Annotated in this window: 20 protein-coding genes and 1 pseudogene; 8 read left to right on the forward strand and 13 right to left on the reverse strand. The window is 53.5% G+C overall.

Translation table 11 applies throughout. From position 1 onward, the window contains the following. A pseudogene (locus tag P8O11_RS04880) lies at positions 1-232 on the reverse strand (signal recognition particle-docking protein FtsY); the annotation flags it as partial. Between the two features lie 106 nt (positions 233-338). Here P8O11_RS04880 and P8O11_RS04885 point away from each other — a divergent pair. Then, on the forward strand, positions 339-854 hold the full coding sequence (locus P8O11_RS04885; protein ID WP_300292237.1) for a lytic transglycosylase domain-containing protein: 516 nt from the start codon (positions 339-341) through the stop codon (positions 852-854). A 359-nt stretch (positions 855-1,213) separates the two neighbouring features. Here P8O11_RS04885 and P8O11_RS04890 read toward each other — a convergent pair whose 3' ends face one another. Beyond that, a complete protein-coding gene (locus tag P8O11_RS04890) occupies positions 1,214-1,639 on the reverse strand; it encodes a lysoplasmalogenase family protein (protein ID WP_300292239.1) in 426 nt (141 codons plus the stop codon). Positions 1,640-1,882: 243 nt separating this feature from the next. Next, positions 1,883-3,568, reverse strand: coding sequence for an NAD(P)H-dependent oxidoreductase subunit E (locus tag P8O11_RS04895; RefSeq protein WP_300292241.1), 1,686 nt, complete (start codon positions 3,566-3,568; stop codon positions 1,883-1,885). 172 nt (positions 3,569-3,740) lie between these two features. Here P8O11_RS04895 and P8O11_RS04900 point away from each other — a divergent pair, with 172 nt between their 5' ends. Together P8O11_RS04900 and P8O11_RS04905 are read left to right on the forward strand one after the other, a co-directional pair. After that, positions 3,741-4,772, forward strand: coding sequence for an alkane 1-monooxygenase (locus P8O11_RS04900; RefSeq protein WP_300292243.1), 1,032 nt, complete (start codon positions 3,741-3,743; stop codon positions 4,770-4,772). A 9-nt stretch (positions 4,773-4,781) separates the two neighbouring features. Further along, on the forward strand, positions 4,782-5,180 hold the full coding sequence (locus tag P8O11_RS04905) for a hypothetical protein (RefSeq protein ID WP_300292245.1): 399 nt from the start codon (positions 4,782-4,784) through the stop codon (positions 5,178-5,180). Here the strand turns inward: P8O11_RS04905 and P8O11_RS04910 are convergent. Beyond that, the gene (locus P8O11_RS04910; protein ID WP_300292247.1) at positions 5,177-5,971 is read right to left on the reverse strand and encodes an SseB family protein; all 795 of its coding nucleotides are present in this window, start codon (positions 5,969-5,971) and stop codon (positions 5,177-5,179) included. The two genes, P8O11_RS04905 and P8O11_RS04910, sit on opposite strands and share 4 nt — an antisense overlap. Then, positions 5,968-6,549: a uracil-DNA glycosylase family protein gene (locus P8O11_RS04915; RefSeq protein WP_300292249.1), complete on the reverse strand. Its 582-nt coding sequence runs from the start codon at positions 6,547-6,549 to the stop codon at positions 5,968-5,970. The genes P8O11_RS04910 and P8O11_RS04915 overlap by 4 nt, the downstream gene beginning before the upstream one ends. A 268-nt stretch (positions 6,550-6,817) precedes the next feature. Here P8O11_RS04915 and P8O11_RS04920 point away from each other — a divergent pair, with 268 nt between their 5' ends. Genes P8O11_RS04920 through P8O11_RS04930 form a run of 3 tightly spaced genes read left to right on the forward strand, consistent with a single transcriptional unit; the run spans position 6,818 to position 10,676 of the window. Then, positions 6,818-7,477: an ABC transporter ATP-binding protein gene (locus P8O11_RS04920; protein WP_089887844.1), complete on the forward strand. Its 660-nt coding sequence runs from the start codon at positions 6,818-6,820 to the stop codon at positions 7,475-7,477. After that, positions 7,455-9,122 carry a capsule biosynthesis protein gene (locus P8O11_RS04925; RefSeq protein WP_300292252.1) on the forward strand — a complete coding sequence of 556 codons (1,668 nt, stop codon included), beginning with the start codon at positions 7,455-7,457 and terminating at the stop codon, positions 9,120-9,122. The genes P8O11_RS04920 and P8O11_RS04925 overlap by 23 nt, the downstream gene beginning before the upstream one ends. Positions 9,123-9,182: 60 nt before the next feature. Beyond that, entirely contained in the window at positions 9,183-10,676 is a 1,494-nt protein-coding gene (locus tag P8O11_RS04930) for a phosphomannomutase/phosphoglucomutase (RefSeq protein ID WP_300292254.1), read from the forward strand. Between the two features lie 39 nt (positions 10,677-10,715). On the opposite strand, the gene P8O11_RS04935 is transcribed toward P8O11_RS04930, so the two are convergent. The 5 genes from P8O11_RS04935 to P8O11_RS04955 form a co-directional block, all read right to left on the reverse strand. Beyond that, the gene (locus P8O11_RS04935; protein ID WP_300292256.1) at positions 10,716-12,728 is read right to left on the reverse strand and encodes a M3 family metallopeptidase; all 2,013 of its coding nucleotides are present in this window, start codon (positions 12,726-12,728) and stop codon (positions 10,716-10,718) included. Between the two features lie 21 nt (positions 12,729-12,749). Continuing rightward, on the reverse strand, positions 12,750-13,766 hold the full coding sequence (locus P8O11_RS04940) for a HesA/MoeB/ThiF family protein (RefSeq protein WP_300292258.1): 1,017 nt from the start codon (positions 13,764-13,766) through the stop codon (positions 12,750-12,752). Continuing rightward, positions 13,766-14,221, reverse strand: a complete 456-nt coding sequence (gene dut / locus P8O11_RS04945) for a dUTP diphosphatase (RefSeq protein ID WP_300292261.1) — start codon at positions 14,219-14,221, stop codon at positions 13,766-13,768. The genes P8O11_RS04940 and dut overlap by 1 nt, the downstream gene beginning before the upstream one ends. A 44-nt stretch (positions 14,222-14,265) precedes the next feature. Beyond that, entirely contained in the window at positions 14,266-15,459 is a 1,194-nt protein-coding gene (gene coaBC / locus P8O11_RS04950; RefSeq protein WP_300292263.1) for a bifunctional phosphopantothenoylcysteine decarboxylase/phosphopantothenate--cysteine ligase CoaBC, read from the reverse strand. A gap of 75 nt (positions 15,460-15,534) precedes the next feature. Then, a complete protein-coding gene (locus P8O11_RS04955; protein WP_300292265.1) occupies positions 15,535-16,329 on the reverse strand; it encodes a ChaN family lipoprotein in 795 nt (264 codons plus the stop codon). 130 nt (positions 16,330-16,459) lie between these two features. On the opposite strand from P8O11_RS04955, the gene P8O11_RS04960 reads away from it, so the two are divergent. Both P8O11_RS04960 and P8O11_RS04965 read left to right on the forward strand, forming a co-directional pair. After that, positions 16,460-17,146 carry a glutathione S-transferase gene (locus P8O11_RS04960; protein WP_300292267.1) on the forward strand — a complete coding sequence of 229 codons (687 nt, stop codon included), beginning with the start codon at positions 16,460-16,462 and terminating at the stop codon, positions 17,144-17,146. A 78-nt stretch (positions 17,147-17,224) separates the two neighbouring features. Then, the gene (locus P8O11_RS04965; RefSeq protein WP_300292269.1) at positions 17,225-18,739 is read left to right on the forward strand and encodes a YifB family Mg chelatase-like AAA ATPase; all 1,515 of its coding nucleotides are present in this window, start codon (positions 17,225-17,227) and stop codon (positions 18,737-18,739) included. Positions 18,740-18,860: 121 nt separating this feature from the next. Here P8O11_RS04965 and gshB read toward each other — a convergent pair whose 3' ends face one another. From gshB to rsmI, 3 genes are all read right to left on the reverse strand, one after another. Then, positions 18,861-19,823: a glutathione synthase gene (gene gshB / locus P8O11_RS04970; RefSeq protein WP_300292271.1), complete on the reverse strand. Its 963-nt coding sequence runs from the start codon at positions 19,821-19,823 to the stop codon at positions 18,861-18,863. A gap of 62 nt (positions 19,824-19,885) precedes the next feature. Further along, on the reverse strand, positions 19,886-20,281 hold the full coding sequence (locus P8O11_RS04975) for a YraN family protein (protein WP_300292273.1): 396 nt from the start codon (positions 20,279-20,281) through the stop codon (positions 19,886-19,888). Positions 20,282-20,314: 33 nt separating this feature from the next. Next, positions 20,315-21,172 (reverse strand): 16S rRNA (cytidine(1402)-2'-O)-methyltransferase, encoded by an 858-nt coding sequence (rsmI, locus tag P8O11_RS04980; protein ID WP_300292276.1) that lies wholly within the window; start codon positions 21,170-21,172, stop codon positions 20,315-20,317. Positions 21,173-21,238: the final 66 nt, after the last annotated feature.

Raw genomic sequence — 21,238 nt, forward strand, 5'->3', positions numbered from 1 at the left:
CTGGCTCTGGCTCTGGCTCTGGCTCTGGCTCTGGCTCTGGCTCTGGCTCTGGCTCTGGCTCTGGCTCTGGCTCTGGAAAAATGGCGGTTTCAGGCATCAAGTCAACAGAAGAGACCCCCACTGGCGTCTCTTCTTCCTCTACGCCACCGTCTACAACAATCGCATCAAGACCCTCTTCAAGCCTGGAAGATGTTTTAAAGAGCTTATTTTTGAGTTTGTTGAAAAAAGACATGGCCATTCCCGCTCGGTTCTACTCCCAGTTAATACGCCTGCGCCCAAGTGAAAAGCCATGAGTTGACATGAATGTCTAGCTCAGGCCATCTGCCACCATGCGGTATGTGTTTGCCTTTCTCTTTATTTCACTGGCCTCGCTTCTTCGGGCAGAACCGCCGGATCGCGCATGCACCACGACAAAATGGGGCGCCCAAGAGTGCATTCGATGGGCACACTTTGTACATGATACCTGCCAGCTGATCGAAACTGTAAGCACGCGCCACAAACTAGACACTGATTTCTTCACGCGCCTGATCTGGCAGGAGAGTCGCTTTGACCCGTTTGCAAAAAGCCATGCTAACGCGTTGGGCATTGCGCAATTCATCCGTTCCACCGCTGATTTGCGAGGTCTGTCTGACCCTTTCAATCCCGCCGACGCGCTTGAACATTCGGCGCACTATTTGGCAGAAATGACAAATCGCTATGGTAACATTGGGCTTGCTGCCGTGGGTTACAATGGTGGGGAAAGGCGCGCCGAAGGCTTAATCGACGGCACAGGCGATCTCGCGCAAGAAACCGTTGACTATGTCCGCATCATAACTGGCACCGACCACCAAACCTGGGTAAGTGAGCCACCCTAAGTGCTGGACTTAGGTCTCGATCAAAACAAAAAATTTCGTGCCGCCTGTCAAGCTCTGGCACAAAAGCGTCGTCTATCACCCACGCCTCGGACAGAACCAGCCCTAAAGCCTTGGGGCGTGCAACTCGCCTTTGGAACCAGCAAACAATCAGCGAAAAGCAAGTACACGACAAGAACAAAGCAATGCCGCCCCCTCTTGCAAGACGAACAACCCGACTATCTATTTGAAAAGAGCAGAGCAAGCCGCCTAAAGGGGTATTATTTTGCTCGTATTGGACGAGATACAAACAAGAGCGCTTGGGAGTTTTGCAACCAGCTTAAAGCCTCAGGGTGTCTTTGTGCAGTGTTCAGAAATACGCGCTAAAGCACCATAGTAAAGGAAATTAAGAACAGCGCCTGAGCAATCCAATAGCTGCTCCAGATCACGTAAGGAGTTACCTTCCGAAGCTTGTGATCCTCAGGGAGGACAAACATTTCCTGCGCCAAGATGAAATCTGAAAAAACAAACAAAAGCGCCGCGGGCAAGACGAGTGCGATCGCACCGACTGGTGGAAGGACCGTTGCAAGAATCCCCATCGCCACGACAACAGGCAAGTAGAACAGAGCCGCCCAGCGCAGTGGCCCCGCCTTCAAAAACAAGACGTAAAGCATGATCGCCCCTACGAGAAAAAGGGCGAGTACTAAGGGCCAGCCATCAGAAACACGTTGCAAATCAGCGCTCGGATGCAGCAGGAAAAGAGCTACGTAAGAGAGATGGCCAAAGCTAAAGGCGCCAACTGCTGACACAAACTCCTCGGTGCCTTTCCGGGACAGAAAAAAAATCGCCAATAGCGCACGCAAGTAAAGCCACGACGAGCAGCATCATGCTCGACAACTGGAAAGCAATCAGCGCCAGAAGGGCGACAGATGTTGTCTTTGTGATCGTTTTTGGCCATGCCCGGCCGGGCCGCCCGCATATTGCCAAATAACAAAGTGCCAAAAACGCTGCCGCGATAAACAAAAGAGCTGAATCATTGGGCCAGCCAAACATCATATCTCCTCAGGGAAATGCTTTATTGTCATCCTTATAGGGTTTGGTGCAGCCTGTCCAAGCCCACAAATTGAAGCATCGACCATCGCTGTCGATAGTTCCTCTAAAAGAGAAGTGTCCCAAGTCTCCGCTTGCATCAATTTCACGGCTTTCTCGCAACCGACGCGACAAGGCGTGCATTGGCCACAACTTTCATCTTCAAAGAAGCGTAGCATGTTCAGCGCGGCTTCGCGTGCGCTATCGTGATCCGACAGGACAACAACAGCTGCGGAGCCGATAAAGGAGCCGTGCGGCTGTAGCGTATCAAAATCAAGCGGTATGTCATTCATATGCGCTGGTAGAATGCCCGATGAAGGGCCGCCAGGCTGATAGGCTTTCAGGCGATGGCCTTCAATCATTCCTCCAGCGGCGTCAATCACATCAAGGATTGTCGAGCCCGCTGGCAACAAATGGACCCCAGGGTTATTGACGCGGCCAGAAACAGAATATGATCTCAGACCCTGCCTTCCATTTTTCTCAACAGAACTCAGAATTTCAGGGCCATCTCTGACAATTTTCGCCACCCAGTAGAGTGTCTCGACATTGTGAACCAAAGTGGGCCGACTGAAGATTCCAACTTGCGCAACAAAAGGTGGGCGATGTCGTGGCTCTCCACGTTTACCCTCAATACTCTCGATCATAGCGCTTTCTTCACCGCATATGTAGGCCCCAGCCCCACGGCGAAGCTCAATATAGCCTTGGGCTATGAGCCCCGCATCTTCCAGCGCTCTGATTTCCCGACGTAGAATCTCAAGCACTGCTGGATACTCGTCGCGCATATAAATATAACAGGTGTCCGCCTCGACAGCCCATGCGGCAATCAGCATACCCTCTAGAAATAAATGCGGCGTGCGCTCCAGATAGTAGCGATCTTTGAAGGTGCCGGGCTCGCCCTCATCGCCGTTTACAGCAAGATATCTCGGGCCTTCGTTCATGCGTACGAAACCCCACTTTTTCCCCGAAGGGAAACCAGCTCCACCAAGACCGCGAAGGCCCGATGCTAGAACCGTTTCTTGAACGGCTTTCCAGTCGCCATTTTCACGCAACTCTTGTAAAGCCACATATCCACCAGCTTTGCGATAGGTTGAAAGTGCTTCATATTCAGGAATGTGTGCATGTGTATCGCCAGAGGCGATTGCCTCAACCACCTTTTCTACTGTGGCATAATCTATGTGATTGTGTCCGATTTCAAGCGCGGGCGCCGTATCACACCTCCCCATACACGGGGCTCTCAAAACACGGACCTTGCTCGGATCAAGTCCACCCTCCAACGCCAACTTCAAGGCTTGCGCCCCTGCGATCTCGCAAGACAATGAATCACAAACGCGAATTGTCAGATCGGGTGGAGGAGTCTCGCCTTCTTTGACCACGTCAAAATGAGCATAGAAGGTCGCAACCTCGTAGATTTCTGCCATCGACATCCGCATTTCTTCAGCCAATGCACGAATATGCGCAGCAGAAAGATACCCACAAGCATCTTGAATTTTGTGCAAATGCTCGATCAGCAGATCGCGCCGCCGTGGCGCATCTCCTAGAAGTTCTTTAACGACCTCCCAAGCCTGATCTTCTAGCTGGCGCCCCTTTGGCGTATGACGTCCTTTGCCTTTGCCTGATTTCCAGACACCTTTGCGTTCATCCAGCCCCATGAGAGCGCTCCTGTCTTGCGTTTCCGATAGCGTAATTGCGACCAACCAAAGAGGCGAGGCTAAAAACGACCTAAGGCGCTTCATTCGCGTTCACCCTGCCGTATCTGTATGCATTTCCGCCTTAGTCCCGCCATTTTCTTTAGGTAAACTGATGTGAATAAGAGGCTATGTTATGGTTTATTTTGCCTGTGCGACGTTAGCGCATGTTGCTCTATTGGGTCTGGCGTCTTTTGTTGGCGGCAGCTTTATATGGCTTGCCCTTCTTTACATCACCCTTTTCACAGCTGCTCTTGATAAGTTTTTACCATTTGTGTTGCCTCAGATGCCTGAAGGCACGGAGTTTCCAACAGGGGCAAATTTATCGGTTTTACTTGGTGGGTTACATTTTGCTTTGCTGACGCTAGGAGTGATAAGCCTTTCTTGGTTTGAGCATGACCTCCTCGAAAAGCTTGTTCTCTTTACCAGCTTTGCGCTGTTTTTCGGACAAGTCTCCCACCCGAACGCACATGAACTCATCCACCGGAAAGAACGCTACGCTCGCCGCCTTGGTCGCTCCGTTTATGCCTCGCTATTGATGGGACACCACGCCTCAGCACATGTATTGGTTCATCATGTTCATATTGGCAGCGACGCCGATCCCAACAGTGCTCCGCGAGGTTTGGGATTTTATCGTTTCTTCCTAGAGGCTTGGGTGAAGAGTTATAAAAAGGGGCGAGTGCAGGAAAGTGCACGCCTTTCACGGGCCCAGCGAACGTTTTTCTCTCACCCGTACATGCATGACACTCTTATTGGCGTAGTTGCCTGCAGCTTTAGCTTTGCAATAGGTGGTTTTCTCGGTCTCTTTCTTTATATCGAACTCGCTCTCTACGCACAGGTACAGATACTACTTGCCGACTATATCCAGCACTATGGTTTGCGCCGTTTAAAGAATGAGTCAGGCAAACTTGAGCCTGTGAGCGAAGTTCACTCATGGAACTCACCTCACTGGTTTTCAGCATCCCTGACACTCAATGCACCCCGCCATTCAGACCATCACATGCACCCACAACGCCCCTACCCCGCATTGCGCCTAACACCTGAAACGATGCCAACATTGCCTCACTCCTTGCCTGTCATGGCCGTCATTGCGCTCTACCCGCCCCTTTACCGAAAGGTAATGGCACGGGCGCTAAGGACCTTGCCTCCTCATTCCACCTCCGCCTAAGCTGGCTTCATGTTGCGCTTCGCATGCTTTTTGTTATTGATTCCCCTAGCCCTTTCAGCTCAAGAACGGCTGACGAGAAATGATTTTGATGCCTTCACGCGCGGTCAAACCTTCTACTATGGCTACGATTTTGAAGCTTATGGAGCTGAAGAGTATCTAGATGGCCGCCGAGTCCGATGGTCGTTTTTAGATGGCGAGTGCAAAAATGGTTATTGGTATGACACACCTGATAACCTGATTTGTTTTGTCTATGAAGATCGTCCAGATGCGCCACAGTGTTGGGCTTTTTTCAAAGATAACAACAAATTGATAGCAACGTTTGAGAACGGTGCGCAAGCCGCTCCACTCTACCAAATAGAGAAGACTGAGACACCGATGGTTTGCACAGGCTCTAAAATAGGCGTCTAGCGTAAGCGCGGTGGCTTCGCAGGGTCACTTCCAGGCGCAGCAATTTGAACGCTCGCAGGTTCAGCAGGCTTTGGCACATCAAAGCGAAGCCCTGCTCGAGCAAACTGTGCGCGCAACGCCTCACTATCATTGAAAAACGCTACATCGAGACTGGTGTCTTCCAGACCCGAAAAAACGAGAGCTTCACTGGCTGCCTTTGCTAAGGGGGCTTGCGCAGGTTCTTTCGCGCCCAAAATTGCGAGCATCATACCCCCTTCATCCTTCGCAACAAGGTAGGCCACATTCGCCAATCCTGCAGCGCGGCTGAGCTTTGCGTCGAGCGCATGAAGCAGAACTTCTGGAATATCAGGGCTTTTGAGTGCAGCAAGCCCACCTTTACGTTTAGGTGCTGGCTCCGCCTCTTGCGGAGAAGCCTTCAGTGTATCGCGCATCCAGAGCATCGCTTCATGCGGCAACATGATAGAAGAGGGTGCAACTTCAAGGTTGAGCGCCAAGCCGGCACCTTCTGCGGCCAGCATCTGCACCATAATCCGACCAGATAGTGCGGCGTAGGGCGCAGGTCCGCCGGAAAAAGCAGAAAGACGCTCAGCTGAGTCAAATCCCAAGACAAACCTTGTGCCATCAACTTCAATGATCTGGGGCTCGATCATTTCCGCTTTTGGTTCAGCATCAAGCAGAAGAAAGACTTCAATATCAGCCAAGATCGCGTAGAATCTCATCCGTAATTGTACATCTTCTGGATGTTGCATCATGGCCGCATGGGCTGTGTCCAGGACTGTTGCGTTGCTCATGCCAAAACCTCTTTTACAGCAGCACGCAGCTCGGGCAATAACTCTGCCTCAAACCACGGATTTTTCTTAAGCCACCCCGTATTGCGCCAAGACGGATGCGGCAAGGGAAAAACCTCCGGTGCCATATCTCGCCATGTCCGAACGGTTTCGGTGACTGGGTGCTGAGAACCAAGATGGTAAGACTGAGCAGACTTTCCCAAGACAATGCGTAGTTTCACTGCAGGAAGCATCTCCATCACTTTATCATGCCATGTCTCACTGCAAATCGTTGGAGGGGGCAAGTCATTCGTTTGAGCGTCATAGCCCGGGAAGCAAAATGCCATCGGAACAATGGCCACCTCATTCTTGTTATAAAACTGTTCCGGAGTCAGCCCCAACCAATTGCGCAGACGTTCACCAGAACGGTCGTCAAACGGAACGCCACTCTCATACACACGCATCCCGGGAGCTTGCCCAGCGATCAATATACGCGCCGATGAGTTCAACCAGACTATAGGTCGTGGCTCATGCCCCGTGTGGGTTGCAGCAAACCGAAGGGCACAAAGCCGACAAGCAGAAATATCATCTAGAAGTGTCATTCTAGGAGTTAATCTGAAGTCAATCGCGACAACAACAGGCGCCCGTCGAAAAAGTTCAGCCGAAGCACAGAACACCCAAACCAGATAGAAAGCATGCATCCAGAGGGCAGATTAGCACGTTTTGGCTGTTTTGATTAAACACGTCTTAATTTTGCCCAAAACAACTGTATACTCAGACGAAACAATAAAACGGCCAACTTCAAACAATACATATACTCTTAGTAAAATAAGCGTAGTGAGAACTGGCCAGAGCAGAAACGGAGCGGGCATGCTCGAGTTTAACAACGTCAGCAAGTCCTTTTGGACGGGCACACAGAGAAAAGTGATCCTTGAACAGGTCTCTTTCCGTGTGGAGCTTGGCAATTCACTCGGTATTCTAGCCCCCAATGGCACAGGGAAAACCACTCTTATCAATATGATGTCGGGACTTGAGAAACCTGACGAAGGCTCAATCTTGAGAGAGTGTAAAATCAGCTTTCCACTCGGTTTTATGGGTGGAGTTGTTCCGCGCCATACTGCTGTCGAAAACAGTCGCTTTATTGCCCGCCTCTATGGCTTGGATCCAGATTATGTTGAGGCCTTCTGCCGCTGGCTCTGCAACCTTGGAGAATACTTCGAGCAGCCACTTGGCACTTATAGCCAAGGCATGCGCGCGCGTTTCTCCTTTGCGCTACTTCTAGCGCTTGATTTCGACATCTACCTAATTGATGAAGGCATGCCAAACTCTACAGATGTAGAGTTTAACCGGAAGGCAGGCGAAATTCTGCGTGATCGTCTGCGTACAACAACCGTGATCATCGTATCCCACCAAGCACAAGTACTCGAAAAGTTCGCCCGCACGGCGGCTGTTTTGATTGATGGCAAGTTACATATGTTTGACACCCTAGAAGAAGCGAAACAGCTCTATGACTACCAAACCCAAAGCTAGAAAGTTTCGCATCAAACGCACCACACCGTTGGGCGTTGAAGGAAGCGAGAACCATGTAGCGAACCGCTCTGTTCCAAGAGAGGCAGAGGATTTGCCAAGGCCACAAGCTCGGGCAACTCAAGAGCCGCTCCAGACGCCTGCGCAGAACATAGCTCGCCAAGGCGCCGTGGATTCTCCACAGCAAGTCAAAGCCGAAACTGACATTGATGCGATCCGCCGCGAGGGTCTCACTGGGCGTCAGCTTCGGATGGCGCGCCGAATGGCTCAAAAACATGGGCTGGCTCCAATTTCTGACTTTGACGCTGTACGTCAATTACGCCTGAAGGGTATTGACCCGTTCCAAAGCTCCAACATGCTTGAGCTCGTCGTGCCAACAAAAGACGGTGAAAATGATGCCGAGATGGGTACGGTTTTACCTGGAATGGGTAAAATCCAACTGCCACAGACCATCAAACCAGCCTCGTCGCAGGTCCCGCAAACCGAAGTTTATACTGCTGATCGTCGCGCAATGGAGATCACAGGAATTCAGCGTGACATCGCCAGCCGGCGTCGCAAGCGGCTCGCACTCTTACTGGCTCGACTTTCAGCTTTTGTCTTCCTTCCGACTATTCTGGCAGGATGGTATTATTATGCGATCGCAACACCCATGTACCCAACCAAATCTGAATTTCTGATCCAGTCCGCAGATGGCGGCGGAGGTGGAGGTCCTTTAAGTGGTTTGATCCCTTCTCAACTGGCCAACAGTCAGGAAAGCATTGCCGTTCAATCTTATCTTACATCAAAAGATGCTATGATCCGGCTGGATGAAGCACTGGGCTACAAGCGCCATTTCGCGCAGCCAGAAATCGATGCGATTCAACGCCTTGATGCCGATACAACCAATGAAGCAGCCCATAAGGTCTACAAAAAGAACATCAAAATCGGCTACGATCCCACCGAAGGCGTTGTCAGGATGGAAGTCATAGCGGCCGATCCAATTGTCGCCACAGATTTTTCAAAGGCTCTTATTTCTTATGCCGAAGAGCGGGTCGATGAGCTTTCACAAAATATTCGCAACGATGCGATGGAAGACGCACGGCGCAACCTCGAGCGCGCAAAAGTGGAGCGCCGCGAAGCGCAGGAAAACTTAATCCGCTTGCAGGAAGTATACTCTGCAGACCCGACCGAACAGCTCGCCGCATTACGCACACAGATTACCAGCTATGATCAGCAGCTCCTCGAAAAGAAGCTCGCACTGCAGGCCTTGCTGGACAACCCACGCCCCAACCAAGCAAAAGTAGACGGAGCGCGCGGCGATGTTCGCCGACTACAAGATGTTCTGACAGGGCTCAATGCTCGCATGATCGAAGCGGACAGCTCAGGGCTATCACTCGTACAACAATCAACCGAGATAGAGCTCGCGCGTGCTGACCTTGCGACAGCCGATGCGTTCTTGCAATCCGCTCTTCAAGGCGAAAAGCAAGCAGCTCTGGAGGCAGGTCGCCAAGTACGCTATCTGACTGTCCCTGTCCGGCCCATTGCATCAGATGCTCCAAGCTATCCGAGGAAATTTGAGAACACCATTCTGGCATTCCTGATTTTTTCAGGGGTATACCTGATGGTGTCACTGACCAGTTCGATCCTACGAGAACAAGTTTCGAACTAAACATTTTTGCATCAGAGCCCTTGAGGGCCCTTCCATTTTCAAAGTTCAACGAGAGTCCTTATGTTGCCCCAAAACACCTCGACCCCGAACACTTGGTCCTTTCTGCGTGATCCCATGATCACCCCAACTGGGTTTCGCGAATACGACGCCCGATGGAAGTATCCTGAGGAAATCAATCTTCCCGGCATCACCGCACTCGGCCTCGGCCTCGGGACACAGATGCATGCGCGCGGAATCGAGCCAGTTATAGCTGTCGGAAATGACTATCGCGACTATTCGCTTTCCATAAAAAACGCGCTGATGCTGGGGCTCATGCAAGCAGGCATCCATGTGAAAGACATCGGCCCTGCCGTGTCGCCCATGGCCTATTTCAGTCAGTTTCATCTCAACGCCCCTGCCGTTGCTATGGTGACAGCAAGCCACAATCCGAACGGTTGGACAGGCGTAAAAATGGGATTTGAACGTCCGCTCACCCACGGCCCCGACGAGATGAACGAACTGCGCGCTATCGTACTTGAAGGCCGTGGCATTGCCCGAGCAGGTGGCACTTACGAATTTGTCGAAGGCGTGCGCGAAGCCTACATCGACGATCTGGCCGGCGATTTCAAAATGTCTCGTAAACTGCGCGTGGTCTGTGCCACAGGCAATGGTACAGCGGCCGCCTTCGCACCCGAAGTCTTTGAGCGCATCGGTGTTGAAGTTGTGCCCTCGCACAATGAGCTTGATTACACCTTCCCACATTACAACCCAAACCCCGAAGCCATGGAAATGCTCCATGACATGAGTGCCTCGGTCAAAGAGAGCGGCGCTGACTTCGCGCTCGGCTTTGATGGCGATGGCGACCGCTGCGGTGTGGTCGATGATGAATGCGAAGAGATCTTCGCTGACAAAGTCGGTGTGATCATGGCACGCGATTTGAGTAAAATTTATCCAAACAGCACCTTCGTCGCTGATGTGAAATCAACGGGCCTTTTTGCCTCAGATCCAGAGTTACAAGCCAATGGCGTGACAGCCGACTACTGGAAGACAGGCCACAGCCATATGAAGCGTCGCGTGAAAGAGCTCGGCGCTCTGGCGGGCTTTGAAAAATCGGGGCACTACTTCCTCGCCGAACCTGTGGGGCGTGGCTATGATTGCGGGCTGCGTGTTGCGGTTGAAATCTGCAAGCTTATGGATCGTAACCCCGATATGAAGATGTCAGATCTGCGTAAGGCGCTGCCTAAAACTTGGGCCACGCCAACCATGTCGCCCTATTGCGCCGATCTGGAAAAATACGATGTGCTTGAGCGCCTTGTTGCCAAACTGGTCGCCAAGGCCGAGGCAGGCGAAAGCTTCGCTGGCCGCAGCATCAAAGAGGTGGTCACAGTCAACGGAGCGCGTGTCATTCTGGATAACGGCTCATGGGGCCTGGTGCGAGCAAGTTCCAACACGCCCAATCTGGTGGTCGTTTGTGAAAGCTCGGCATCAGAAGCAGAGATGCGCGCCATCTTCGCCGATATTGACGCCGTCATCCGGACAGAGCCTGCCGTCGGTGACTACGACCAGATGATCTGACACCCCAATCAGTCGGATGGCCCGCAGGGCCGTTCGAAATCAGGCAGCAAGACCGCGACCCTTGAGAAGGGCCTCAACACCCGGCATACGCCCGCGAAAGGCCTCATAAAGCTCAGCTGCGTCCCTTGAGCCGCCTGACGAGAGAATGTTGTGTTCTAGCGAAGCCGCCAGCTGCGCATCAAAGGCATCGCCCTTCTCTTCAAACGCCTCGAAGGCATCGGCGTCCATCACTTCCGACCACATGTAGGAATAGTACCCCGCGGAATAGCCATCGCCAGAAAACACATGGGCAAACTGCGGCGTTGCGTGGCGCATGACAATCGCAGCGGGCATGTCCATTTCGGCAAGGGTCTGAGCCTGTTTTGCCATCGGATCGGCGGGGGCTGCGCCTTCGTGAAACGCCAGATCAACCATCGCCGAGGCGACGTATTCCACTGTCTGAAACCCCATATCAAAGGTCGCGGCGCCCAGCACCTTATCAAGCAGTGCCTTTGGCATCGGCTCGCCTGTCTCATAATGCGTGGCAAACTCGGCCAGAACCTCGGGCACATCAAGCCAGTGTTCATAAAGCTGGCTCGGAAGCTCGACAAAGTCGCGCGCTACCGAGGTTCCCGAAATGCTCTCATAGGTCACATTTGAGAGCATCTGGTGCAACGCATGGCCAAATTCGTGAAACAAGGTACGCGCATCGTCATAACTGAGCAGTGCGGGAGTTCCTTTGGCAAAGTTGCAAACGTTGATCACGATCGGTGTTTGCAACTGTGGGTATTTTGCCTGCGCACGCATTGCCGAGCACCATGCTCCCGAGCGCTTGGAGCCGCGCGCAAAATAATCGCCAATGAACACGGCCACATGCCTCCCCTCGCGCGTGACCTCCCAAGCGCGGCAGTCGGGGTGATAGAGCGGCACGTCAAGCCGCTTAAACTCAAGCCCGAAAAGTCGGGTGGCGCAGGCAAAACTCGCTTCGATCATGCGTTCGAACTGGAAGTATGGCTTCACCTCAGCTTCATCAAGGTCGTGCTCCGCCACCCGGCGTTTAGCAGCGTAGTAGCGCCAATCCCAAGGGGCCAGATCACCGTTGACACCTTCCGCGCGCATCATCTTAGTGAGTACCGCAGCGTCCGCCTCGGCTTGCGCTTTAGCGGGCTCCCAGACATCCATCAGCAGCTGGCGCACAGCAGCGGGAGTCTTCGCCATTTCGGTTTCCAGTTTGTAATCGGCAAAGCTAGCGTAACCCAGAAGGCTCGCACGCTCTTCCCGCAAAGCAAGAATTTCGGCGCAGATCGCACGGTTGTCTGTTGCCCCTCCATTGGCGCCACGCGCCGCCCAGGCCTCAAAGGCTTTTTGGCGTAGGTCGCGGCGCGCGGAGAATTGCAGGAAAGGAACGATCAGCGACCGCGAGAGGGTCACGACCGGCCCGCCCGCACCCTTTTCCTCACCCGCCGCACGCGCCGTGTCCATCACAAACTGCGGTAGCCCTTCGAGGTCCGTCTCGCCAAGCTCCATGAACCAGCTGCGCTCATCGGCAAGAAGGTTTTGTGTGAAGCTTGTGCCAAGCTCTGCGAGGCGCGATTTAATCTCGGCCATACGGGTATCTTCCACACCAGTCAGAGCCGCTCCAGCACGTACAAAGCCCCGGTGTGTCAGCATCAAAACGCGCGTTTGCTCATCCGTGAGATTAAGCACGTCGCGATTTGCCCAAACATCTTGCACGCGCTGAAACAGCGCCTTGTTCGCCGTAATCCGCGAGAAATGCGCGGCGAGTTTGGGTGAGAAATCGCGCTGCAGCTCTTCGCGCGCAGAGTTGCTATCTGCTCCCGCCACCGTGAAGAAAACCGAAAGCACTTTGTCCAATGCGCCACCCGCGCTTTCCAATGCGCCGATGACGTTTTCGAAGCTGGCGGGCGATACATTCTGCGCAATGGCCGCGATTTCAGCGTCATGCGCGGCCAGAGCCTCATCAAGGGCTGGCGCGAAGTCGTCATCCGATATGGCGTTAAATGGAGCAATCTGAAAAGGCGTGGACCAATCGACCAGAAGCGGGTTTATCATCGGATTTCCTTTGCGTTTGTGTCAGGCCATCTCGCCATGACAGATAGGACAGTCTTTGCGCGCAGCGAGTTTGATTTTGCGGCTTTCGCCATAAAGCCCGTCATAGATCAGCATTTCGGCACGCAGGATATGGCCCGCGCCGGTAATAAGCTTGACGGCCTCTAGCGCCATCATCGTTCCAATCACCCCGGGCAACGGTGCGACCACGCCGGCCTCAGCACAAGATGGCGCAAGCCCGTCTGCGGGCGCCTCCGGGAAAATACATTGGTAGCAAGGTCCGCCGCGCACCGGATCAAACACCGAGAGCTGCCCCTCCCATTGCGCCAAAGCACCTGAGACAAGCGGCTTGCCAAGGGCCACGGCAGTCGCGTTGCTCAAGTAGCGCGTCGTGAAATTGTCGGTTCCGTCAAGGATAACATCATATTCTGCAAAAAGCGCCTTAGCGAGCTCGGCTGTGAAACGGCGCTGGTAGGGGCGTACCTCTATATACGGATTGAGCGCGCGCATGGCCTCAGCGGCGGAGTGGACCTTGGACGTGCCAATCGCCTCGTCGCGGTGGATCACCTGGCGCTGCAGGTTGCTGTGATCGACCATGTCGTCATCGATCACCCCGATTGTACCAACGCCCGCTGCCGCAAGATACATCAGCACTGGCGAGCCAAGACCGCCCGCGCCAATCACGAGCACCTTGGCGTTTTTGAGTTTTTTCTGCCCTGGTCCACCCAGCTCGCGCAAAACAATATGGCGCGCATAGCGCTCAAGCTCAGCCTCGCGGAATGTGCCTTGTGATTTGGTTTCGGGTTCAAGCCTCGCAAGAGATTTGAGGCGGGAAAGGCCAAAGGCATAAGCCCCCACGAGTGCCACAATCCCTCCAAAGATCGCCCACGGCGCAGGATTGCCGCCGTCCCCGATGAACTGAAACCCAAGTGCGACCCCATAAACCAGCACAATCAGCCCCCAGACCATGGCCTTGGGCCAGCGCAATCGTCTACCTAGAGCCCAGATCATTGCCATGACTCCGAGAAAAGCCAGCGCCATCAGCTGCGCCCTGTCGAGCCAAAGCCGCCTGTGCCGCGGGCGGTGTCAGCAAGTGCGTCGGACAGCTCGAAATGCGCTTGTACCACAGGGGCAACTACCATCTGCGCGATGCGCTCACCGTGTTTGACGGTGAAAGGCTCCGAGCCTGCGTTCATCACGATCACTCCGAGTGGCCCGCGATAATCGGCATCTATCGTGGCAGGACTGTTGAGCAAGGTGATGCCGTGCTTCAACGCCAGCCCCGAGCGCGGGCGCAGCTGCACCTCATAACCCTGCGGAATCTCAAGCCTAAGCCCCGTGGGCACAAGCGCACGCGCGCCTCCCGCAAGGGTGATCTCACCACGGTCTGCAAAGTTGGCACGAAGGTCCGCACCAGCGGCCCCTGCACTCTCGTAAGCAGGCAGGCCCAAGCCGCAATCCGCCTCCTCATCCCAAATGAACTTTACAGTGATCACATCATGCCCTTTTTCTCTCTAAAAACATCACCGCCGGAGCCTCCTCAGCCCAGAGCTGCAGCGATCCGCTCTGCAAGTTGGCGCGCCACCTCGCCCTTGCCCATGCGCGGCCAGTCTTCCACACCTTGATCTGTGATCAGATGCACCGCGTTTTCTGTGCCTCCCATGATCCCCGTTTCGGGGCTGACATCATTGGCGACAATCCAGTCACAGCCCTTGCGTTTGCGTTTCGCTGTTGCGTTAGCGATCACATCATCGGTCTCTGCGGCAAAGCCAACGACAAGCCCTGGGCGGTCCTTTTCCATTTGGCTCACGTCAGCCAGAACGTCAGGGTTTTCGGCGAATTCAAGAATCGGCAGTTTGCCGTCCTGCTTCTTGATCTTGGAGTTACTCTCGCGCTTTACCCGCCAGTCGGCCACAGCGGCAGCAAAAACGCCAGCGTCAACAGGCAAAGCGTTTCGCACAGCCTGAAGCATCTCCGCAGCACTCTGAACCGCGACAACCTCAACACCCGAAGGCGGCGCCACATCGGCGGGGCCTGTGACAAAGACAACCTCTGCACCAAGGCTTGCAAGAGCAGAGGCAATCGCCGTGCCTTGCGCCCCTGAAGAGCGATTGGCGATGTAGCGCACCGGGTCGATCGGCTCATGCGTGGGGCCTGATGTAACGAGAACGCGCTTGCCTTTGAGCGGACCGTCAGAGAGCGCGAGTTCAACAGCCGTGGCAATTTCCATGGGCTCGGCCATGCGCCCTGGGCCATGCTCGCCACAGGCCATGTCGCCATTGTTCGGACCGACAACCCGGACTTTATCGCCAAGCAGAGTGGCGAGATTGCGCTGTGTTGCAGCATGCTCCCACATCCGAAAATTCATAGCAGGAGCAATCATCACAGGGGTGTCTGTCGCCATCAGAAGCGTTGTCGCAATATCATTGGCATGACCGCCTGCCATCTTAGCCATTAGATCTGCCGTGGCTGGGGCAACAAGCACAAGGTCGGCTACACGGCTCAGCTGGATATGACCCATCTCGGCCTCATCTGTCAGATCAAAGAGATCAGTGTAGACTTTCTCGCCCGCCAAAGCCGAAACCGAGAGGGGCGTAACAAATTCCTGCGCTGCGCGTGTCAAAACGGGCGTTACGCAAGCGCCGCGTTCTTTCAACCGACGAATGAGATCGAGGCATTTATATGCCGCGATACCGCCGCCGATGATAAGCAATATTCTTTTGCCAGCCAGCATAGCGGCCCCCGCATCTTTTCCGTCATCACAAGAGTTAAGCCGAGCAGAGAGCAAACTCAATGGGCACAAGCAAACTCAATCTTTGGAGAAAGCGGCACACGGATCATCTCGTGAGGCCGCTGGGCTGTATGTGACTTCATCAAACACGCCCTCTGGCATAAGTCCCGTTTCGCCCTGACCAATCGAATAGACCAATAGGTCTGCCCTTGCCTTTGTCAGGTAAACAGGCATTCCCCAGTCTTTTCGAGCATGGCCATTGCCGGTGATCACCACAACGGGGCCATCGGTTTTTGCAAGCGCCTGAGCGGTTGCGCGGGCAAGCTCTGCATCACGCAAGCGCTGGATATCGACCATCATGGGCAATATTTCGGCCGGCAAGGCATCACAATGCGCCGCCAGCTGATGCGCTTCGCGGGCCGCTTGTTCTTCATGGCCCAATGCCTCACTCAAGCCGAAAATTCCTGACTGAACACCAAAGTAACTCGCGGCCCCCTGCTGTATGGCGGCACGCGCCCTCTCTCGTCTCACATGCGCTCCAAAGACCTGCGCTTCAGGCGCAGCCAGTAAAATGGGTGCATAATGTGCGCCGACATCTGCACCCCGCTCCCACCAATTCAGAGCATGAAGAGCATTTACGTCGCGACGTTTTTCAGGGTCAATCGCTTGCGCATCTTCGGCGGAGAGCATTTCAAATACCAAAGCTTTAGGCATGATCGCCGCCGTCAATTCCGCTTGGCGCACATGATGATAAGCATTGTCATGAATTTCACCAATGACGTAGACATTCGCTCTAGGCAAAAAATCCGTTTGATCCGCCAGAGCCACTGGACCAAAGCATAGGACAAAAACGAAAAGGGCAATCTGTTTCATGAGACGACTTCGCCACGGCCACAACCGATTTGCAAGGACAAACGCGGCTATCAAACTACAACAAAACTGTGATGGGAACACTCCAAAGCCAGCACTGTTCTCCCAATCAAAATCAGTGTATTTATAAGATATGACGTATGATTTGTACATCGGTGACAAAGCCTTTTCGAGCTGGTCCTTGCGCGGCTGGCTAATGTTGGAACATTTTGGGCTGCCCTACCGCGCCCACATGGTTGGGCTTTACGACGGCACGATGGCTGCAGACCTTGCTGCACTGTCCCCAGCGCGCACTGTTCCTGCTCTGCTCTGTGAAGACGGCGCAGTGCTCTTTGACAGTATGGCAATGGCCGAAGAACTTGCGACACGCCACCCTGAAGCACAGCTTTGGCCTGCCGAGCCCAATGCCCGCGCTCTCGCCAGATCGATCACAGCAGAAATGCATGCGGGATTTTCGGCCTTACGCAACGAGTGCCCCATGCAACTCTTTCATCAATGGGTTGGATTTGAACCAACGGCAAAGGTGCGTAAAGACCTTGCACGCTTTGAAGTGCTCTTCAGCCATACCAAACAAATAAAACTCGACGGGCCTTGGTTGTTTGGAACCTATTCGCTCGCCGATGCGTTTTATGCACCACTCATGGCGCGCATTGCTGGCTATGCTTTGCCTGTATCTGCGGATGTTTCAACCTATGTTGCAACAACACTCGCGGATTCAGCCTTTCAGCAGTGGCGCTCAGAAGGCATTGCGAAAACATACGAGCCGTTTCCCTACCCCCAACCGCTCAAAAAAACTGATTGGCCCACGACTCACGTCTAATCTAAGAAAATTTAAGAGCTTCATTAACCAATTCTAAACGCACCCTGCCTAACGGTTAACCACGTTAGGAAGAGTAAAATGGTTTCAAGAACATATACAGTGGCTTTCGAAGGGGTCGAAGCGCGCCCTGTCGAGGTTCAATGTGCCGTAACACCAGGTCTACCCGCGTTTTCAATTGTAGGACTGCCCGACAAAGCCGTTTCAGAGGCACGCGATCGCGTGCGCGCCGCGCTTTCTGCCCTTTCAATCGCCCTACCCTCCAAACGCCTCACAATAAATATTTCGCCCGCTGATCTCCCCAAAGAGGGAAGTCACTTTGACCTGCCTATCGCATTAGCGCTTCTGGCGGCTCTTGGGATTTTGCCTGACGATGCCGTAGAAACAGTCACGTCCCTCGGCGAACTGTCACTTGATGGTGCACTTGTGCCTGTGATCGGCGCTTTGCCTGCTGCACTGGCCGCAGCTGAAGAAGGGCGTAGCCTGATTTGCCCAGAGGCCTCTGGTGCAGAAGCGGCATGGGTTGACGCAGCCAATGTTATCGCACCGTCTTCTTTACTGCATGCAATCCAGCATCTGACAGGACAGATGCCCCTGCCCCCAGCTCAACCCGGGGAGGTACGTGCCGACAGCGGCGGACGTGATCTGCGCGATGTCAAAGGACAGGAACGCGCAAAACGCGCACTCGAAATAGCTGCAGCTGGGCGCCATCACATGATCATGATTGGCACACCTGGCTCTGGAAAATCTATGCTTGCTGCACGCATGCCCTCAATTCTGCCACCGCTCAGCGCGGCCGAAGCTCTAGAAACATCAATGATACAGTCTCTTTCGGGCCTTATAGAAGAAGGTGGCATCTCGCGCCTTCGCCCTTTTCGCGAACCGTATCACACAGCCTCAATGGCCGCAATTGTGGGCGGAGGACGCAGCGCCAAGCCAGGGGAAATAAGCCTCGCCCACAATGGTGTGTTGTTTATGGATGAGTTCCCCGAGTTCCCACGCGCCGTTCTCGAGACCTTGCGTCAGCCCATCGAGACAGGTGACGTTGTGGTGAGCCGCGCCAATGCACATGTTCGCTACCCCTGCCGGTTTTTACTGATCGCGGCGGCAAACCCTTGTAAATGCGGTTATCTCTTCGATCCTGCCCGCGCCTGTGCACGCGTGCCAATGTGCGGCGAGGATTATCTTGGGCGCATTTCAGGCCCACTGATGGATCGCTTTGACATTCGCATTGATGTTCCCCCCGTTTCTTTGAGCGACCTTGATTTGCCAGCAGGTGGCACAAGTTCTGCTGAAGTGTCCCAAAATGTCGCCATAGCCCGTGCTATTCAGGCTGAACGATTTGCAAATGTGACAACGATGCATCTTAACGCTGATGCGGAGGGAACGGTGTTAGAAGAAATTGCCGCACCCGACGAAGAGGGGCGCAGCTTTTTACTCAAGGCAGCCGATAAATTTGGCCTAACAGCGCGCGGGTATCATCGCATCTTGCGGGTTGCGCGTACAATTGCCGATCTAGCCAGCAGCAGCGCTGTGAGAAAACCCCATATCGCCGAAGCGGTTAGCTTTAGAGTGAATGGTGCCTCAGGGACTTAAGCCAATTTGCCGCTCAGCTCAAAGCGTACCCAGCCTAGTATAGCAGCTCACAACTGATCCACGTTTTGCTGACTTGGTTCAATTACAAAATTCAACCTCTACGCAAGGTCCGACCATGGCATCATCGTTTCAGAACACCTATTTTTCCCAAGGCCCGTCGCGCTTCAATTGCTTCCCAGATTTTCTCAGCGATGTTCACTCCGTCAAATCTTTCAAGCTCGTGAATGCCTGTAGGCGAGGTCACGTTGATTTCGGTGAGATAGTCGCCGATCACATCGATCCCAACGAAAACCTGCCCTTTCTCTTTGAGAAGCGGACCAATACGGGCACAGATCTCAAGATCACGCTCAGTCAAACCTACCTTTTCAGGCCGCCCACCGACGTGCATGTTAGAGCGAGTTTCGCCCGCAGCGGGCACGCGGTTGATTGCACCCACAGGCTCACCGTCTACCAAGATGACACGTTTGTCGCCATTGGAGACATCGGGCAAAAACTTCTGCATGATCAAAGGTTCACGACTATTGGCCGTGAAAAGCTCATACAATGAAGCAAGGTTACGATCTTCAGGCGTCAAACGGAAAACGCCTGCTCCTCCATTGCCATAGAGCGGCTTGAGGATCACGTCTTGATGCTCAGCCTTAAAGGCTTTCAAAGCTTCGAGGTCGCGTGCAATCATAGTAGGTGGTGTTAGATCGGGGAAGTCGAGCACCAGAAGCTTCTCAGGAAAGTTTCGCACCCAAAACGGATCATTCACAACAAGTGTTTTCGGATGTATCCGGTCCAAAATATGCGTTGTCGTGATATAAAACATATCAAAAGGCGGGTCTTGGCGCAGCCAAACCACATCAAATGTAGAGAGATCCACTTCGGTTTCTTCGCCCAGCGTGAAGTGATCGCCTTCTTTGCGACGCACTGTCAAAGGCCAACCGCGCGCCAAAACGCGCCCTTCACGATAGCTTAGGCGCTCGGGCGTGTAGTAAAATAGGTCATGTCCGCGCGCTTGGGCCTCTTCGGCAATCCGAAAGCTGCTGTCAGCATTGATATTAATCGGCCCGATAGGGTCCATTTGGAAAGCGATTTTCATGATCCAGCCTTATTGCAATGGTTGCATCATAAATGGCCGAGATCGCAACTGGGTTCAATGGCTCAAGCACCAAAAGCATTTTTGACCACATGGCACGCGCCAGTGCCATTGACCAAAGCCACATCAATACGCATCAAGCTGAGAAGACCTTTTGGTAATCTGGCCGCATACTCCTCTGCGGCGGTAGCTATTCGAACCATCTGAGCTGGGCCAATACGCTCAACCGCTTGCGAAAAGTCGCGAGCCCGCTTCACTTCGACAAAAACAGTCTCGTCGTTTTTCGAAAAGATCAAATCAATCTCGCCCGCTTTACCACGCCAGCGTTGCACCAAAAGCGTGTAACCAGCCTGCTCATAATGACGCTGAGCAATGGACTCCGCAGCAAGACCTGCATGATATGCTGTCGCGCCTCGCTGGCGCGCACTTGTTAATTCTTTGGATAAAATTTTAGTTTTCATGGTTTATTTCACCATAGACAACCTAACAAATGACTAAGTTTTTTGAAGCTCAAGACCAATCTGATAGATTTCACGCCGCTTGATACCCGTGTCTTCTGCCAGCCGGTCCGCAGCGTCCCGCAGGCTCATGTCCTGCATCAATGCCTTCAGTTCAGAAACCAGCACATCATGGCTCATCTCTTGCACCGTGCCCTTGCCAATCAACATAACAATTTCGCCTTTCAGAGTGCTTCCAGCCAGCCGTTCGGACAACTCCCCTAAAGTGCCTGCAATCACTTCCTCAAATTTCTTGGTCAACTCTCGGCAAATCCGGCCTTCTCTCTCACTGCCCAAGACGTCTGCAGCATCACTGATCATTGCAGCGATGCGCTTGGGAGATTCGTAGAACACCAAAGTTCCGGCAGCACTCTCATAAGACTTCAACGCCTTGCGCCGCGCTGCTTTGCTGTTTGGCAAAAAGCCCGCGAATGTAAATGTATCGGTTGGCAACCCACCTAGCGTAAGCGCCGTTATGACAGCCGAAGGACCAGGCAAAGACGTAACGCCATAGCCTTTGGCCTGAACCTCACGGACCAGATGGTACCCTGGGTCTGCAATCATAGGCGTTCCAGCCTCTGACGCGTAAGCGACAGATTGCCCAGCTGCCAAGGCATTCAAAATCTTTGGGCGCGCACGATCCCCGTTATGATCATGATATGCAATCACCGGTCGATCTTTAAGAGCTATCCCATGGATTTCCATGAGTTTTTTAAGTGTTCGAGTATCTTCCGCAGCAAGCATATCCGCGCTCGCAAGAACATCCAATGTGCGCAAAGTTATATCCCGCGCGGTGCCCAAGGGAGTCGCAACGAGATAGAGCATAGGCTCCAGAACGATTTCTTTATGATTCACCTCTAGACCCTCACGCCTCGACGTTTATTATCACCCGGGAACCAATTAGCTTGGGCAGGCGATATT

This window comes from Lentibacter sp. (assembly GCF_029254145.1).
In the GTDB taxonomy this organism is placed as follows: Bacteria; Pseudomonadota; Alphaproteobacteria; order Rhodobacterales; family Rhodobacteraceae; genus Lentibacter.

Coding starts and splice junctions, on each gene's coding strand:
- P8O11_RS04930 (WP_300292254.1), top strand. CDS start 9,183: ATGTTGCCCCAAAACACCTCGACCCCGAACACTTGGTCCTTTCTGCGT.
- P8O11_RS04940 (WP_300292258.1), bottom strand. CDS start 13,766: ATGGCGCTGGCTTTTCTCGGAGTCATGGCAATGATCTGGGCTCTAGGT.
- P8O11_RS04965 (WP_300292269.1), top strand. CDS start 17,225: ATGGTTTCAAGAACATATACAGTGGCTTTCGAAGGGGTCGAAGCGCGC.
- P8O11_RS04935 (WP_300292256.1), bottom strand. CDS start 12,728: ATGATAAACCCGCTTCTGGTCGATTGGTCCACGCCTTTTCAGATTGCT.
- P8O11_RS04925 (WP_300292252.1), top strand. CDS start 7,455: ATGACTACCAAACCCAAAGCTAGAAAGTTTCGCATCAAACGCACCACA.
- P8O11_RS04955 (WP_300292265.1), bottom strand. CDS start 16,329: ATGAAACAGATTGCCCTTTTCGTTTTTGTCCTATGCTTTGGTCCAGTG.
- P8O11_RS04910 (WP_300292247.1), bottom strand. CDS start 5,971: ATGAGCAACGCAACAGTCCTGGACACAGCCCATGCGGCCATGATGCAA.
- P8O11_RS04920 (WP_089887844.1), top strand. CDS start 6,818: ATGCTCGAGTTTAACAACGTCAGCAAGTCCTTTTGGACGGGCACACAG.
- P8O11_RS04915 (WP_300292249.1), bottom strand. CDS start 6,549: ATGACACTTCTAGATGATATTTCTGCTTGTCGGCTTTGTGCCCTTCGG.
- P8O11_RS04900 (WP_300292243.1), top strand. CDS start 3,741: ATGGTTTATTTTGCCTGTGCGACGTTAGCGCATGTTGCTCTATTGGGT.
- P8O11_RS04905 (WP_300292245.1), top strand. CDS start 4,782: ATGTTGCGCTTCGCATGCTTTTTGTTATTGATTCCCCTAGCCCTTTCA.
- gshB (WP_300292271.1), bottom strand. CDS start 19,823: ATGAAAATCGCTTTCCAAATGGACCCTATCGGGCCGATTAATATCAAT.
- P8O11_RS04895 (WP_300292241.1), bottom strand. CDS start 3,568: ATGGGGCTGGATGAACGCAAAGGTGTCTGGAAATCAGGCAAAGGCAAA.
- P8O11_RS04975 (WP_300292273.1), bottom strand. CDS start 20,281: ATGAAAACTAAAATTTTATCCAAAGAATTAACAAGTGCGCGCCAGCGA.
- coaBC (WP_300292263.1), bottom strand. CDS start 15,459: ATGCTGGCTGGCAAAAGAATATTGCTTATCATCGGCGGCGGTATCGCG.
- P8O11_RS04960 (WP_300292267.1), top strand. CDS start 16,460: ATGACGTATGATTTGTACATCGGTGACAAAGCCTTTTCGAGCTGGTCC.